The organism is Mesorhizobium sp. M2E.F.Ca.ET.219.01.1.1 (genome assembly GCF_004016445.2).
Lineage (GTDB): Bacteria > Pseudomonadota > Alphaproteobacteria > Rhizobiales > Rhizobiaceae > Mesorhizobium.
Genome location: NZ_SADT02000002.1, coordinates 987,311 through 1,001,179, shown reverse-complemented (window position 1 = coordinate 1,001,179; position 13,869 = coordinate 987,311). Strand labels below are relative to the sequence as shown.

The 13,869-nt window shown below is 65.3% G+C and carries 13 protein-coding genes and 2 pseudogenes; 8 read left to right on the top strand and 7 right to left on the bottom strand.

Features of this window, described 5'->3' with window-relative positions; translation table 11 throughout:
• Positions 1 to 73 precede the first annotated feature (73 nt).
• A pseudogene (locus EN862_RS15425) lies at positions 74 to 330 on the top strand (transposase domain-containing protein); the annotation flags it as partial.
• A 22-nt stretch (positions 331 to 352) separates the two neighbouring features.
• On the opposite strand, the gene EN862_RS15420 reads toward EN862_RS15425, so the two are convergent.
• Both EN862_RS15420 and EN862_RS15415 read right to left on the bottom strand, forming a co-directional pair.
• Positions 353 to 742, bottom strand: a complete 390-nt coding sequence (locus EN862_RS15420) for a limonene-1,2-epoxide hydrolase family protein (RefSeq protein WP_127865153.1) — start codon at positions 740 to 742, stop codon at positions 353 to 355.
• Between the two features lie 80 nt (positions 743 to 822).
• Positions 823 to 1,608: an SDR family oxidoreductase gene (locus EN862_RS15415; RefSeq protein ID WP_348632076.1), complete on the bottom strand. Its 786-nt coding sequence runs from the start codon at positions 1,606 to 1,608 to the stop codon at positions 823 to 825.
• 60 nt (positions 1,609 to 1,668) lie between these two features.
• On the opposite strand from EN862_RS15415, the gene EN862_RS15410 reads away from it, so the two are divergent.
• Positions 1,669 to 2,610 carry a LysR family transcriptional regulator gene (locus tag EN862_RS15410; protein ID WP_127865152.1) on the top strand — a complete coding sequence of 314 codons (942 nt, stop codon included), beginning with the start codon at positions 1,669 to 1,671 and terminating at the stop codon, positions 2,608 to 2,610.
• A 148-nt stretch (positions 2,611 to 2,758) separates the two neighbouring features.
• On the opposite strand, the gene EN862_RS15405 is transcribed toward EN862_RS15410, so the two are convergent.
• From EN862_RS15405 to EN862_RS15385, 5 genes are all read right to left on the bottom strand, one after another.
• Positions 2,759 to 3,910, bottom strand: coding sequence for an FAD-binding oxidoreductase (locus EN862_RS15405; RefSeq protein WP_127865151.1), 1,152 nt, complete (start codon positions 3,908 to 3,910; stop codon positions 2,759 to 2,761).
• A 13-nt stretch (positions 3,911 to 3,923) separates the two neighbouring features.
• Positions 3,924 to 5,243, bottom strand: coding sequence for an aspartate aminotransferase family protein (locus EN862_RS15400; RefSeq protein ID WP_127865150.1), 1,320 nt, complete (start codon positions 5,241 to 5,243; stop codon positions 3,924 to 3,926).
• Between the two features lie 134 nt (positions 5,244 to 5,377).
• A complete protein-coding gene (locus EN862_RS15395; RefSeq protein WP_127865149.1) occupies positions 5,378 to 6,355 on the bottom strand; it encodes a GlxA family transcriptional regulator in 978 nt (325 codons plus the stop codon).
• Between the two features lie 108 nt (positions 6,356 to 6,463).
• Positions 6,464 to 6,811 carry a VanZ family protein gene (locus tag EN862_RS15390; protein ID WP_127865148.1) on the bottom strand — a complete coding sequence of 116 codons (348 nt, stop codon included), beginning with the start codon at positions 6,809 to 6,811 and terminating at the stop codon, positions 6,464 to 6,466.
• 119 nt (positions 6,812 to 6,930) lie between these two features.
• Entirely contained in the window at positions 6,931 to 7,902 is a 972-nt protein-coding gene (locus EN862_RS15385) for an AraC family transcriptional regulator (protein ID WP_210235666.1), read from the bottom strand.
• Between the two features lie 128 nt (positions 7,903 to 8,030).
• Here EN862_RS15385 and EN862_RS15380 point away from each other — a divergent pair.
• The 6 genes and pseudogenes from EN862_RS15380 (at position 8,031) to EN862_RS15355 (ending at position 13,742) form a co-directional block, all read left to right on the top strand.
• Positions 8,031 to 9,062, top strand: a pseudogene (locus EN862_RS15380) (aldehyde reductase).
• A gap of 107 nt (positions 9,063 to 9,169) precedes the next feature.
• Positions 9,170 to 9,697: a DUF1629 domain-containing protein gene (locus EN862_RS15375; protein ID WP_127865146.1), complete on the top strand. Its 528-nt coding sequence runs from the start codon at positions 9,170 to 9,172 to the stop codon at positions 9,695 to 9,697.
• 177 nt (positions 9,698 to 9,874) lie between these two features.
• Positions 9,875 to 10,735 carry a xanthine dehydrogenase family protein subunit M gene (locus EN862_RS15370; protein WP_127865145.1) on the top strand — a complete coding sequence of 287 codons (861 nt, stop codon included), beginning with the start codon at positions 9,875 to 9,877 and terminating at the stop codon, positions 10,733 to 10,735.
• Positions 10,735 to 11,211 (top strand): (2Fe-2S)-binding protein, encoded by a 477-nt coding sequence (locus EN862_RS15365; RefSeq protein WP_127865144.1) that lies wholly within the window; start codon positions 10,735 to 10,737, stop codon positions 11,209 to 11,211. Before EN862_RS15370 ends, EN862_RS15365 begins: the two co-directional genes overlap by 1 nt.
• Before the next feature lie 3 nt (positions 11,212 to 11,214).
• Positions 11,215 to 13,479 carry a xanthine dehydrogenase family protein molybdopterin-binding subunit gene (locus EN862_RS15360; protein WP_127865143.1) on the top strand — a complete coding sequence of 755 codons (2,265 nt, stop codon included), beginning with the start codon at positions 11,215 to 11,217 and terminating at the stop codon, positions 13,477 to 13,479.
• Positions 13,480 to 13,496: 17 nt separating this feature from the next.
• Entirely contained in the window at positions 13,497 to 13,742 is a 246-nt protein-coding gene (locus EN862_RS15355; protein ID WP_042639658.1) for a MoaD/ThiS family protein, read from the top strand.
• Positions 13,743 to 13,869 lie beyond the last annotated feature (127 nt).

The window sequence follows — 13,869 nt, the reverse complement described above, 5'->3', positions numbered from 1 at the left end:
CCGTATTAAAGGCGACCGGATAGTTAATTGATGGTTAATGCGAACGGTCACATCTTAGGCGTTCCAACCCGAGGTCGAGCGAACCATCAGGCCAATCGCGCTGAACCGGAAGAATGCTCTCTTCGCCGGACACGATGCTTGAGCAGAGAATTGGGCGGCTATCGCCTCGCTGATCGAGACCTGCAAGCTCAACGCTGTCGATCCGCTCGCCTACTTGACCAGCACGCGCTGACCGCGATCGGCAAGGGCCACAAGCAGAGCCGAATCGACGAGTTGATGCCGTGGAATTATTCGGAGGAGCAAACGACTGAAGTCTGCTGTAGGCCCTAAGCAGCCAATCCATTCCATCGTGTTATTTCGCGATTAGAGCCAACTGCCGATCGAAATCAGAGGGATCGAAATAGTCGCGCCATACGGTGATCGCTCCCTCCACGACCGTAAGCGTCCCCATGACCGGAAGTATGATTTTTCCACCGCCCTCATGCAGGAAGACATCAAGCCGTTCGTTAAGGACGACGTTTCCGGCCGCCGCGATCTGTGTCACCGTCCAATCAACTGTGAATGTCGTTCCAATTCCGAAATCTCGGTGAAACTTTCGGACGTTCTCCCGCCCGACGATATTCGGGAACGGTACATTGTCGTACAGCACGACTTCGGAAAGCATGGCGATCGCCTCGTCGATGCGGCCGGTGTTCCAGTGGCCGAAAAAGGTCAGGGCTGTCTTGGTTGGGTCAGTCGACATTCAGTGAATTCCTTCTTGAGGGGTTCGAAACCCCGAGCGACAAATTTCACAGAGTTCTGGCTCGCAATGCTGAAAAGCCTTCAGACCAGCCGCGAGCCACCGTCTAGGTTGAGCGTCGCACCGTTCATCCAGCCATTCGCCATCAAGAACACGACTGCCGCCCCGGCTTCCTCAGCGCTCCCGAGACGATGCAATGGCAATGTTGCCTTGAGGCCCTCGACAAAGGCGTCGCGACCGCCGCCAAGTGCCTTGCCGAGCAGTGGAGTATCGATCGGACCCGGCGAAAGGGTGTTCACGCGGCGCGGCGCGAGTTCCAACGCAAGGCCGCGTGCCAATGCTTCCATCGCCGCCGAAGCGGCAGCGAGAACGGCGGTCCCATAGGCATTCGGCCGATCGCCCAGTGCTCCGGAGATGAATGTCACCGAACCGTCGGCGGCGAGGCGGTCTCCAAGTGCCCGAAGAGTATATATCGCCGCCCAGACGCGCTCTTCGAACGCGCGGCGGAGATGGATGACATCGGCTTCCAGCACCTTGCCGACGACGAAGCTTCCGGCCAGCAAGACGAGGTGATCGACATGCTCGATATCAGCGAGCGCGGATTCGATGGTCTCACGCTTGGTCACATCGGCGGCCCTCCAGCCACTGAGGCCATGTTGTTCTGCGGCTTCTTTCGCCCGTTCGGCGTCAAATCCGACCACGATGACTTTTGCGCCGAAGGACTTCGCTTGAGTGGCTGCGGCGAGGCCGATCCCCGAGGTGCCGCCGACGATGAGTATGGTCTTGCCTGAAAGGATATCCGCGATGTTTGGTTGGGTACCCACCACTCCGGCTCCGTTTTGGAGGCGCTCGATTGCGCCGATAGCCAAACAGTAATTCCAATTCCCTCGATTGATAATTGGTCCGATATTCGCTTTACTCATGCCATCATGGCACAAATCGGCATAGAACGTCTCACGGGGCTGATTGCATTCGCGCGGGCCGCATCCCTTGGAAGCTACACGGCGGCAGCCCGCGCGCTCGGGGTGTCACCGTCTGCCGTCAGCAAGAGCGTCCAGCGGCTCGAGCAGCAGCTCGGCATTGTCCTATTCCTCCGTACCACGCGCTCTCTGACGCTTACGCCGGAGGGCCGCGATCTGCATGATCGCGCGTTGCGTCTGTTGCGGGAAGCAGAGGATATCGAGCAGGCCGCAATGGCTGCCCGCGCCGACCCGTCCGGCATTCTTCGGATATCCGCACCACTTCCGGTCGGCGTGCATATACTCGGCCCGGCGCTTCCTCGCTTGCGCGCACGCCATCCGAAACTCGCAATCGATCTGCGCCTGGGAGATCGGTTCGTGGACATGATCGAAGAGGGCATAGACGTCGCCATTCGGGTTGGAGCACTGGCCGACTCCCGTTTGAAGTCCCGACGGCTTGCGCCGCATCGCCTTTGCGCCTTTGCTTCGCCCGAGTATCTGAGACGACGGGGTACACCTCGACATCCTGACGAACTAGCGGAGCATGACTGCGTCAATTTTCGCTTCCAGAGCTCGGGCCAGACACTTCGCTGGTCCTTTGGATCAGGAAAACGAACCTTCGAGGCCACGCCAAAGATTGGGATCATGGTGGACACAAGCGATGGTGTCGCCGCTGTCCTCGTCGCCGGCGGCGGCGTCGGCATCTCTCCAACCTACATCGCCGCGCCATATGTGAAACGCGGCGAACTCGTGCCGATCCTCACCGCCTTCGCCGTCGACCGCTCCAGCATGATTGCGCTCTGGCCAGAGAGCCGCCGCGCCAATCCGAACGTCAAAGCATTTCTGACATTTCTCGATGAGGTTTTCCCTGAGCGCCCACCTTGGGACGAAGTGGTGTTTGTCGGACAGTAGTGTTGCGGAGTCTGGGCGCTATCAGGTTGACAATGTGCGGTGACCGGTATTGGCGCATTCTTGCCATCAATGTCACAACGGTAGTTTTCGGAACCGCCTATCGCGCACGGTCGCATCTTAGGCGTTCAGCCTCGTCAAAACGCGTCGGTCAATGACCATAGATGTTTCGCTCGTCCGACGGCGCCAGGCTCCGCGAACCGGGCACCGAAACCGGCGCGCCCTGCAGCACCCAGTCGGCGGCGATCTGGCCGATCACCGGCGCGAGCTGGATGCCATAGCCGCCGGCGCCGGCGGCGGTGATCAGCGCCGGCTCCGAGGCGTCGATCGGCCCGACAAAGGGGCGATGGTCGGCCGTCACCGGGTAGAGGCCCGCCCAGCCCCGGCCGAGCCGCGCGCCCGGCAGGTCGGGCACGCGTTCCAGAAGCAGTTCGGCCAGATCGACCTTCGACTGCTCCTCGCACTGGTCGTTGTAATTGTCGGGATCTTCCGGCGCGCTCGAGTTCACCTTGTGGATCTCGGCGATCAGCTCGCCCGGTTTTTCGTGGCGGAAATTGAGGCCAGTGCCCTCGCCGTTCACCAGGTCCATCACCATCGGCATGGTGTAACCGAGCTGCTCGTCGAGATGGATGACGACGGCCTCGTGGCGCTCGGGCCAGATGTGCAGGCGCTGGCCGAAAAGCGCGGCCACCTGCGGCGCCCAGGCGCCGCCCGCATTGACCACGGTGTCGGTATCTATCGGGCCATGACTGGTCTCCAGCCTGTAGCCGCCCGGCCGCCGTTCCACGCCGAGCAACTTGCGATGCTGGCGGATCTCGCCGCCCTTGGCACGCACGATGCCGGCCAGGAAATTGCACATCTCATGCGGATCGAGGAAGCCGTTGTCTGGCCCGAACAAGCCGCCTTCGAGGCCCTCAGGATTGATGTGCGGCACGAGATCCCGGAGTTCGTTCGCGCGAACCAGGCGCGACCTCAGCCCCGCCTCGGCCTGGATCTCGACCGATCTCGCGAACAGCGCCATCTGCGCTTGCGTACGGGCCAGCCGCAGATAGCCGATATGGTTGAAGCGAAGCCCCTCGCCCTCCCATTGGCTGAACCGGCGCAGCGAATGGACGCGCAGCATGATCTCGAACGGGTCGGTCAGTTGCGATCCGACGACGCCGACCGACCGGCCGCTCGACCCCGAAGCGATCGACTGCGCTTCCAGCACCGTGACGCGCGCGCCCTGCTCGACGAGGTTGAGCGCCGTGCACATGCCCAGCGTGCCCGCGCCGACCACCACGACATGAGGAGAAGCTGTCATGCGGGGCCTGCTTTCAGGACTGCGCGGCGACGTCGGCCAGGGTCTCGTCGATCGCTTGAAGAATGGCGCCGGCGTCCGCCTCGGTCATCGGCGTCGACAGCGCGAACAGGCCGTAGCTGGCGGAGAGCACGCCGCGGCCAAGCAGGCCCTTGTGGAAGACGTCGAATTTTTTCCGCTCGGCCGAACCGGGATAGATCGAACGATAGTCCGTGACGGGGTGCGACGTAAAATGAACCTTGAACAGGGAGCCGAGGCCGACACACTGGCCGGCAAGACCGTGCTTTTCGAATGAGGCGGTGACGCCGTCGCGCAGCAACGCGCCGAGACGATCGAGATGGGCGAAGCCTTCCTTCGTCAGCGCCCGCATCGAGGCAAGGCCGGCGCGCATCGTGACCGGATTGGCGGTGAAGGTGCCGCCATGCGGAAGCGCGGGCTTGCCTCCGGTCGGATCGAACACCGCCATGATGTCGGCGCGCCCGCCCACGGCCCCGATCGGAAAACCGCCGCCGATGATTTTTCCAAGCGCCGTCAGGTCGGGCTCGATGCCCCACAATCCTTGCGCGCCCGACCATCCGAGGCGAAACGAGATGACCTCGTCGAAGATAACCAGCGCCCCCGCCGCATGGGCGATCTCGACCATGGCGAGGAGGTAATCCCGGCGCGCCGGGATGAGGCCGGCACGGTTGGGCATCGGGTCGATCAGCACGGCCGCGATGGTGTCGCCCTCGGCGGCGAAGACGGCGCGCAACGCCTCGGTGTCGTTGAAGGGCACGGCGACCACGTCGTCCAGCACGCCGCGCGGCGTGCCCCTGGCATAGGCCGTCGACCTCGGCAGGTCGCCCCAATTGGCCGGCGAAGAATCCAGGCTCACTTCGGCGAAATCGTAGGAGCCGTGATAGGCGCCCTCGATCTTGACGATCTTCGGCCGCAAGGTGAAGGCGCGCGCGGCCTTGATCGCCATCATCACGCCCTCCGTGCCGGAGTTGGTGAAGCGGACCTGATCGACCGAGGGCAGCCGCTCGACCAGCAGCTCGGCGAGTTCGATCTCGCTCAGGGTCGGGGCGCCGAAGGCGGTGCCGAGGGGCAGCTGCCCGGCGACGGCCGCGGTGACGTCGGGATGGGCATAGCCATGGATCATCGCGGTGAAATTGTTGATGCAGTCGTAATAGGCATTGCCGTCGACATCCCAGACCCGGCAGCCCTCCCCGCGTTCGGCGTAGATCGGGAACGGGTCGACGAAGACCGTGGTGCGCGTGTTGCCGCCCGGCATCACCTTCCTGGCGCGTTCGAACAGGGCTTTCGATCCGGGCATGGCGTCGGGATAATGCGGCATGGCTCTCCGAGGCGACTTCGACGGCTCAAGCAGCGGCGCAACCGCCGCTCGTCACTAAGCTTGGGTTCGTTTCCTTGCCGGCGCAATCGGCCAGGCCGGGCATGCGACCCGACCAGATTCATGGCGGATCCGCATCATTTCGCGGCGGCAGCAACAGCGCGGTTCGGGTGCCTGAGATGGGTCGGCGTGATGCCGGTCTGCTGGCGGAAGACGCGGCTGAAATGGCCGGCATTGGGGAAGCCGCAGCGATAGGCGATCTCGCCGATGGCGAGGTCGCTGCCTTCCAGCAGCGACTTTGCATAATGCACCCTGAGCGCCAGATAGGCGGCCATCGGGCCGATGCCGAGCTCGGTGCCGAACAGACGCTCAAGCTGGCGGCGCGAGCAGTTCATCCTGGCGGCGATCTCGGCGACCGAGAGCGTCTCCTGCAAATTGCTTTCCATCAGGAGCAGCGCCCGCTTCACCGCGCGGCTCGCGGCGGCAGGAAAAAGGTCGCCGACCGGCTGCACGTCGCGGCTGGAGCGGATGCGGTCGAGCACCAAGATCTTGGCCGCCTTCTCCGCCGCCTTCTGGCCGATGAATTGCGAGACGAAATAGCCGGCGAGGTCGGCGGCACCGGTGCCGCCGGCGCAGGTGGCCCGGCCCCTGTCGACGGAATAGAGACTGTCGGCATGCGCGCTCACATCGGGGAACTCGGCGCGGAAATCCTTGATGTGGAACCAGCTGACGGCGGCGCTGTAGCCGTCGAGCAGGCCGTAGCGCGCCAAAACGAAGCTGCCGGTGCAGAGCGCGGTGATCGGCACGCCCTTTTCGGCGGCGCGCATCAGGAACGCCTCCTTTTCCGAACTCAGCCCGCGGCTGGTGTCGAGCAGGCCGCCGACCACCACGACATTGTCGAAATCCTCCGGATTGCCGATCGCCTTCGTCGGCAGCAATTCGACGCCGCAACTGGCGCGGATCGGCAGGCCGCGCTCGCCGACGATCTCCCAGTCGAACTCGACCCGGCGGCTGCGGTCGCCCTCGTCGCCGGCGAGCCTCAGCGTGTCGATGAACAGCGACAGCGGCGAGAGCGTGAAATCGCGCACCAGCAGAAATGCAAACTTCTTGGCCATCTGCTTCCGGGATCGTCCATCATTCGACCGCAGCTTATGCGGAAATCCTGGCGGCGAGCCCTCTGAATACGACGCGCATGAGGTCGCAACACTTTTCCAGGAATTGCTCTAGCGCCGCTCGGCGGCGCGGCTCGCCCACGTGATGACGAAGCGCCCCAGGATAATACCCACGACGCCCGCCGCCGCTTTGAGCAGGCCATCGACAACCCGCGCATGCCGGCCAGGGTCGAACAGCTGCAGGAACTCGAGAACGCCGGCCACCGCGCAGATGAACAGCACGGTCTGCGTCACGCGGGACGGGAACCCGAGCGCCAGGGCCAGCCCCAGCAGGACGTAGGCCAAAGCGCGCTCTATGTTGGCGTCGCCCAGGTATGGCCGCAGTTCGATGGGCGACAGCGTTGCAAAGGTGATCAGGGCCAGCAGGGCGAGCGCGGCGAGACGGGAAACGGAGATCATGCCCGCTCTTACAGGCCGCTGGCCGCGATAACAATATTTGCCGGCGCCGGTCGTGGATCGGTCCGCCCACGCGGCGCCCGTGCCTTCCCGGCGATGGAATGGATCTGGCACAAAGGCCGTCAGACCGGCACGGCATCAGCGCGCTTGCCCGGCAGCGGCTGTCTGAAATCCTTGTGGCCGTTCAGCGATGCCCGATACGCCATCGGCGACTTGCCGTTGATGCGTTTGAAGGCGTTGCTGAAGGCGCTTTCGGACGTATAGCCGAGCGTGCGGGCGACGACGGCCACCGGCGTCCGCTCCTCGCGCAAGGCGCGCTCGGCAAGGCGCATGCGCCACTCGGTCAGATAGGCCAGCGGCGCGACGCCGGCGATCGTCCTGAAATGGACGGCGAATGAGGTGCGCGACATGGCACAGGCTTTCGCCAGCTCCTCCAGATGCCAGGCACGCGCCGGGTCGCCGTGCATCAGGCGCAGCGCCGGCGCGATGCGCGGTTCGGCCAGTGCTTTGAGCCAGCCGGCGGGCATCAGGCTCGCCGTGTCGAGATGCGAGCGCAGGATTTCGATGAAGAGCAGTTGCGTCAGCTGCGCCGAGGCGAGCTCAGCGCCCGGCTGGCCGGCGTCCCTCTCCTCGATCAGCCGGTCGAGGAGCCAGCGGAAAATGGCCGCCTGGGGCGACGCCGCCCGCGTATGGATCCATGGCGGCAGTAAATCCGCCAGCAGCCTGCCGCGCGCCGGATCGAGCAGGACATGGCCGCCGATATGGGCGAATTCCGAGCCGTCGCCCAGCGTCACCAGCGTGCGGCCGGCGCCGGTGAACAGGCTCATCGCGTCGACCGGCGCAAGGCTTGGGTCGCTGGCGAGCACGAAGCCGCGCCGCGCCGCAAGCAGCCCGACATCGCCGGTCTCGAAGCGAAAGGGTTCTGGCTCGCCTTCGAGAGTGACCCAGCAGCTGCCCTTCACCACGGCGAAGAACTTGATCTTGTCGCGTCCAGGGAAGCTGATCGCCCACGGGCCGCCGGCGGTGAAGCCGCCCGTGACGACCGCCTCGGCATTGGTGAGCGTGAGAACATCGGAGAAGGGATCGACCGCCATTTCCGTACTCTCGCGCAGGAAATGCGGATTTTCAAGCATTCACAGTACAGAAGCGCCGTCCTACCTACCGCGCATCCTGCGCCCCGCCATCGGATGCGGCGCTCCATTCCAGACCCCAGAGGCATCAAATGACCGACAAACTCGTCCTGGTGACCGGCGGCACCGGCTTCATCGCGCAACACTGCATGCTGGCGCTGCTGAACGCGGACTACCGCGTGCGCACGACCATCCGCTCGCCAGGGCGGGAAGCGGAGGTGCGCGCGCACCTCAAGGTCGGCGGCGTCGATGCGGGGAACCGCCTCTCCTTCGTCCACGCCGATCTCACAGACGACCGCGGATGGCCGGAGGCGGCGGCCGGATGCGACTATGTAATGCATGGCGCCTCGCCGACGCCTTCCGGCGACCAGACCCGCGAGGAGGATTGGATCGAGCCTGCCGTCAACGGGAACCTCAGGGTGCTGCGCGCCGCGCGTGACGCAGGGGTGAGGCGCGTCGTGCTGACATCGGCCTTCGGCGCGATCGGCGTCGGCCACAAGCCGGACCACCGGCGGCCCTTCGACGAAACCGACTGAAGCGACCTGACCGGCAATGTCGCGCCCTACCAGAAGTCGAAGACGCTCGCCGAGCGCGCCGCCTGGGATTTCGTGGCGCGCGAAGGCAACGGGCTGGAACTGGCGGCGATCAATCCGGTCGCCGTCTATGGGCCGGTGCTGGGGGCCGACTATTCGCATTCGATCAGGCTGATCGCCAACATGCTGGAAGGGCAGCCGGGATGCCTCAACGTCAACGCCTGCTGCGTCGATGTGCGCGACGTGGCGGATCTGCATCTGCGCGCCATGACCGATCCGGCCGCCAGGGGCGAACGCTTCCTGGCGACCGTCGGCGAGAGCATGTGGATGGTCGAGGTCGCCGAATTGCTGCGGCAGCGGCTGGGCAAGGCCGCCGAAAAAGTGTCGACGCAGGTGTGGCCCGATGAGCAGGTGCGCATCGCCGCCGAAACCAATCTGCAGCTCAAGGGCGTGGTGCCGCTGCTCCACTACGACATGAGCGCGACGGGCAGGAAGGCCGAGCGCCTGCTGGGCTGGACGCCCCGCTCGCGGGAGGAAGCGATCCTATCCTGCGCCGAGAGCCTGATCCGGCTTGGCCTGCTGCGCGGCTGAGCTTGGTTGAACGGCGCGCGGGGCCGGTGCATGTTTGCCCGCGCGCGCTTTGGCGAACCGCCTGGAGCCGCGATCCTCGGACGAAACCAGCGGAGCGCCATCGGGCGATGACGACCATCCATCAATTCGCCGTGTCGGAGGGGCAGGAATGGGTGCTGCCGGCCGATGATGACGCTTACGAGGAATTCTTCAGCCTCGACGGACGATCCCTCAAGGGCTGGAAGCCGCCGGTGATGCGGCGCGTCGAGGAAGGCGAGCGGCTCTATTCCGATTTCCCCTGGCTCGGCGAGCATGCGCCGCTGTTGCGCCGGCCGGCTGTCGAGGCGCTGGCGGCGGCGTTGCGGCCTTATGGCGAGCTTGTCGCGCTGCGTGGCGAGGAGGTCTGGCTGCTCAACGTCACCCATGTGATCGACGCGCTGGACGAGGCGCGCTCGCAGATCGTGCGCTTCGACGGCGGCGACATCCTTGCGATCGAGCGCTACGCCTTCGACGGGAGGAAGATCCAGACAGCGGAAGTGTTCAGGCTGCCGATGCGGGCTTCCCCGGTCTTCGTCAATGACGTGTTCGTCGAGCGGGTGCGCAAGGCCGGGTTGCGCAATGTCTCATTCGAGCCGGTATGGACATCGGACGAATAACAGTTTTGCGGTTTGCGGCAGAGACGGGGCGAAGGAACTGGCCGCGACGCCCTGGCCCGGCCTCTGGGCGCATCTGGAGCATGGCTCTGGCCCAACCCGCACATGCATGAACGGGATGGCCATTATAACCAGAGGCTTTATAACGGTCGTCGACAAAGCGATCACCAAGGGGAGACGATGCGTTACATACGTCCGCTTTCAATAGAAGATGCCGTTGGCGAGCTCGCCAAGGCAGTAGGACCGGCCGCCATCCTGGCCGGGGGCAGCGACCTGCTGGTGAGGATGAAGGGCGGCTTCATCGAGCCTGAGCTGATCGTCGACATCAAGCGCATAGGCGGCCTGAGCGACGTCACCGAGACGGCCGACGGCTTCCGGATCGGCGCCGCCGTGCCCTGCGCGGTGCTGGGCGAGAACAAGGCGCTGAAGCAGGCATGGCCGGGCGTGGTCGAGGCGGCCAACCTGATCGGCTCCAAGCAGGTGCAGGGCCGCTGCACCATCACCGGCAATCTCTGCAACGCCTCGCCCGCCGCCGACAGCGTGCCGGCGCTGGTGGCGGCCGGCGCCAAGGCGGTGGTCGTAGGGACTTCGGGCAAGCGCACGATTGCCGTGGAGAGCGTGCCGACCGGACCGGGCCGCACCTCTTTGGCCAAGGGCGAGATCGTCGAGGCGATCCTGCTCGACAAGCGTCCTGAGCATGCCGGCGACGCCTATCTGCGCTTCATTCCGCGCACCGAGATGGACATTGCGGTGGTGAGCGCCGGCGTGAACCTGACGCTGGACGATCACGGCGCGATCAAGACCGCGCGCGTGGCGCTGGGCGCCTCGGCACCCACGGTGCTGCTTGTCGAGGAAGCAGGCCAGGTGCTGGTCGGCTCGAAGCTCGACGAAGCGACGCTGGAGCGGCTGGCGAAGATCTGTTCCGGCGCCTGCCGTCCGATCGACGACAAGCGCGGCACCATCGAATTCAGACGGAAAGTTGCGGGCGTGCTGGCGCAAAGAGCCGCGGCAATCGCCTACAAGCGTGCGGGAGGCAAATAATGGCCGGTGTAGCTGTATCAACCACGATCAACGGCGATGCCGTCGAATATCTCTGCCAGCCCGACGAGACGCTGCTGGAAGTGCTGCGCGATCGGCTCGGCCTGACCGGCGCCAAGGAAGGCTGCGGCACCGGCGACTGCGGCGCCTGCAGCGTCATCGTCGACGGCCGCCTGGTCTGCTCCTGCCTGGTGCTGGGCGCGGAAGCGGAAGGGCGCAAGGTCGAGACCATCGAAGGCATGGCGCATGGCGACCAGCTGCACCCGCTGCAGCAGAAATTCCTGGAGCATGCGGCCTTGCAATGCGGCATCTGCACGCCAGGTTTCCTGATTGCGGCGAAAGACCTTCTGGCGAAAAACCCCTCGCCCACCGAGGAGGAAATCCGCTTTGGGCTGGCCGGCAATCTCTGCCGCTGCACCGGCTATGACAAGATCGTGCGCGCCGTCCAGGACGCGGCCGAAGTGATGAAGGGAGCCTGATCCATGAATTTCGATCCGCGCTTTTCAGGACGCCAGTTCGCTTCCGTCGGCACGCGCCCGATCCGCCCCGACGGCGTCGACAAGGTGACGGGCCGCGCCCGCTACGGCGCCGACTTCAACATGGCTGGGCAGCTGGTCGGCCGGATCCTGCGCAGCCCGCACGCCCATGCGGTGATCAAGAGCATCGACACGTCCAAGGCGGAAAAGCTCGCCGGCGTGAAGGCGGTGATCACGGCGAAGGACCTGCCGGACCTCACCGACGGCGATGCCGCCATGTACGACATCCTCGACAATTGCATGGCGCGCAAGAAGGCGCTCTATGACGGCCATGCGGTGGCCGCCGTCGCCGCGATCGATGCCCGCATTGCCCGTCAGGCGCTGAAGCTGATCGAGGTCGAGTATGAGGTGCTGCCGCATGTCACCGATGTCGACGAGGCCGCGCACCACCATGCCCCGCTGATCAACGACCAGGTCTTCACCGAGGGGCTCGAGGAAAAGCCGGCGAAACCCTCCAACGTCACCAAGCGCACGCAGTTCGGCCATGGCGATGTCCATGCCGGCTTCGCCAAGGCCGATTTCATCGTCGAGCGCTCCTTCAAGACCGAGCAGACGCATCAGGGCTATATCGAGCCGCATGCCTGCGTGGCGAGCGTCAACCCGGACGGCACGGCGGACCTATGGGTGTGCACGCAAGGCCATTTCGTCTACCGCCAGCATTGCGCCCAGCTGCTGGGCATGGAAGCCTCGAAGCTGCGCGTCACCTCGTCGGAGATCGGCGGCGGCTTCGGCGGCAAGACCCATGTGTGGGCCGAGCCGGTGGCGCTGGCGCTGTCGCGCAAGGCCGGCCGTCCCGTAAAGCTGGTGATGACCCGCGACGAGGTGTTCCGCGCCTCCGGGCCGACCAGCGCCACCTCGATCGACGTGAAGATCGGCGCCAGCAAGGACGGCACGATCACCGCGGCGGAAGCGACGCTGCGCTATAGCTGCGGCCCCTATGCCGGCTCCTGGGCCGAGATCGGCGCGATGACGGCCTTCGCCTGCTACAAGCTCGAGAACGTCAAGACTGTCGGCTACGAAGTGCTGGTCAACCGGCCGAAGACCGCGGCCTATCGCGCGCCTTCCGCGCCGATGGCGGCCTTCGCGGTGGAAAGCGCTGTCGACGAGCTTGCCCACGAGCTCGGCATGGACGCGGTGGACTTCCGCATCAAGAACGCCGCGCAGGAAGGCACCCGCGCCTCCTACGGCCCGGTCTACGGGCCGATCGGCATCGGGCCGACGCTGGAGGCGGTGAAGCACCATCCGCACATGAAGGCGCCGCTCAAGGCCAACCAGGGACGCGGCATGGCCTGCGGCTTCTGGTTCAATTTCGGCGGCCAGACCTGCACCGACTTGAACATCGGCATGGATGGCTCGGTGTCGCTGGCCGTGGGCACGGTGGATGTCGGCGGTTCCCGCGCCTCGCTGTCGCTGGTGGCGGCGGAAGAGCTCGGCATCGACTACAGCCATGTGAAGGCGATCGTCGCCGATACCTCCTCGCTCGGCTACAACGACATGACCGACGGCAGCCGTGGCACCTTCTCCTCCTCGATGGCGACGATCTCGGCCGCGCGCAACGCGATCAAGATCCTGCGCGAGCGCGCGGCGCAGACCTGGGACATCCCGGTCGAGGACGTGCATTGGGAAAAGGGCCATGCCATCGCCAAGGGCGAGAAATACGGCAACCTGTCGCCGCTGTCGCTGAAGGAGATCGCGGCCGCTTCCGGCAAGACCGGCGGGCCGATCGCCGGCCATAGCGAGCTCGTCGCCGACGGCGCGGGCGTCTCCTTCGCCACCCATATCTGCGACGTCGAGGTCGATCCCGAGACCGGCTCGACCCGCGTGATCCGCTACACGGTGGTGCAGGATGCCGGCAAGGCGGTGCACCCGACCTATGTCGAGGGCCAGTACCAGGGCGGTGCGGCGCAAGGCATCGGCTGGGCGCTCAACGAAGAGTATATCTACGGCAAGGACGGGCGGCTGCAGAATGCGGGCTTCCTCGACTACCGCATCCCGGTCTGCTCCGACCTGCCGATGATCGACACGCAGATCCTGGAGATCCCCAACCCCAACCATCCCTATGGCGTGCGCGGCGTTGGCGAAACCTCGATCGTGCCGCCGCTGGCGGCGATCGCCAACGCGGTGTCGAACGCGGTGGGCGTGCGCATGACCCACATCCCGATGTCGCCGCCGCGCATCCTCGCGGCGCTGGACGCGGAACGGGAAGGCTAAACCGAGGCCTGCCGGCGATGGTGGAGGTCACCCTTTGGGGCTCGCTCAGCGCCGTCGCCGGAGGCAAGGCCAGGCACGAGATCGAGGCCAAGGACATCAGGGAACTGTTCCGCAAGCTGGCGGAACAGTATCCTGGGATAGAGCCCTGGATCGATCGTGGGATCGCGGTCGCGATCGACGGGACGATCTATCGCGATACGTGGAGCAAGGAGCTGCCCGAGGGGGCGGAGATCTTCCTGCTGCCGCGGTTGGCGGGAGGATAGCGAGCGAGTGGCCCGCCGTCGCGCGTTTGGGCAGACCCCCGTAGACCCCGCCGTTGTGACCGCCTATCGCCTAAGCCCGAAGAAGCTCAGAACGGCGAGAATGACGACGACGAGGCCGACGATATAG

Bases quoted from the DNA above. Each gene is read 5' to 3' on its own strand.
- EN862_RS15410 (WP_127865152.1), top strand. From the start codon at position 1,669: ATGGCACAAATCGGCATAGAACGTCTCACGGGGCTGATTGCATTCGCG.
- EN862_RS15400 (WP_127865150.1), bottom strand. From the start codon at position 5,243: ATGCCGCATTATCCCGACGCCATGCCCGGATCGAAAGCCCTGTTCGAA.
- EN862_RS15365 (WP_127865144.1), top strand. From the start codon at position 10,735: ATGGCCGGTGTAGCTGTATCAACCACGATCAACGGCGATGCCGTCGAA.
- EN862_RS15390 (WP_127865148.1), bottom strand. From the start codon at position 6,811: ATGATCTCCGTTTCCCGTCTCGCCGCGCTCGCCCTGCTGGCCCTGATC.
- EN862_RS15375 (WP_127865146.1), top strand. From the start codon at position 9,170: ATGACGACCATCCATCAATTCGCCGTGTCGGAGGGGCAGGAATGGGTG.
- EN862_RS15405 (WP_127865151.1), bottom strand. From the start codon at position 3,910: ATGACAGCTTCTCCTCATGTCGTGGTGGTCGGCGCGGGCACGCTGGGC.
- EN862_RS15420 (WP_127865153.1), bottom strand. From the start codon at position 742: ATGTCGACTGACCCAACCAAGACAGCCCTGACCTTTTTCGGCCACTGG.
- EN862_RS15385 (WP_210235666.1), bottom strand. From the start codon at position 7,902: ATGGCGGTCGATCCCTTCTCCGATGTTCTCACGCTCACCAATGCCGAG.
- EN862_RS15395 (WP_127865149.1), bottom strand. From the start codon at position 6,355: ATGGCCAAGAAGTTTGCATTTCTGCTGGTGCGCGATTTCACGCTCTCG.
- EN862_RS15355 (WP_042639658.1), top strand. From the start codon at position 13,497: ATGGTGGAGGTCACCCTTTGGGGCTCGCTCAGCGCCGTCGCCGGAGGC.
- EN862_RS15360 (WP_127865143.1), top strand. From the start codon at position 11,215: ATGAATTTCGATCCGCGCTTTTCAGGACGCCAGTTCGCTTCCGTCGGC.
- EN862_RS15370 (WP_127865145.1), top strand. From the start codon at position 9,875: ATGCGTTACATACGTCCGCTTTCAATAGAAGATGCCGTTGGCGAGCTC.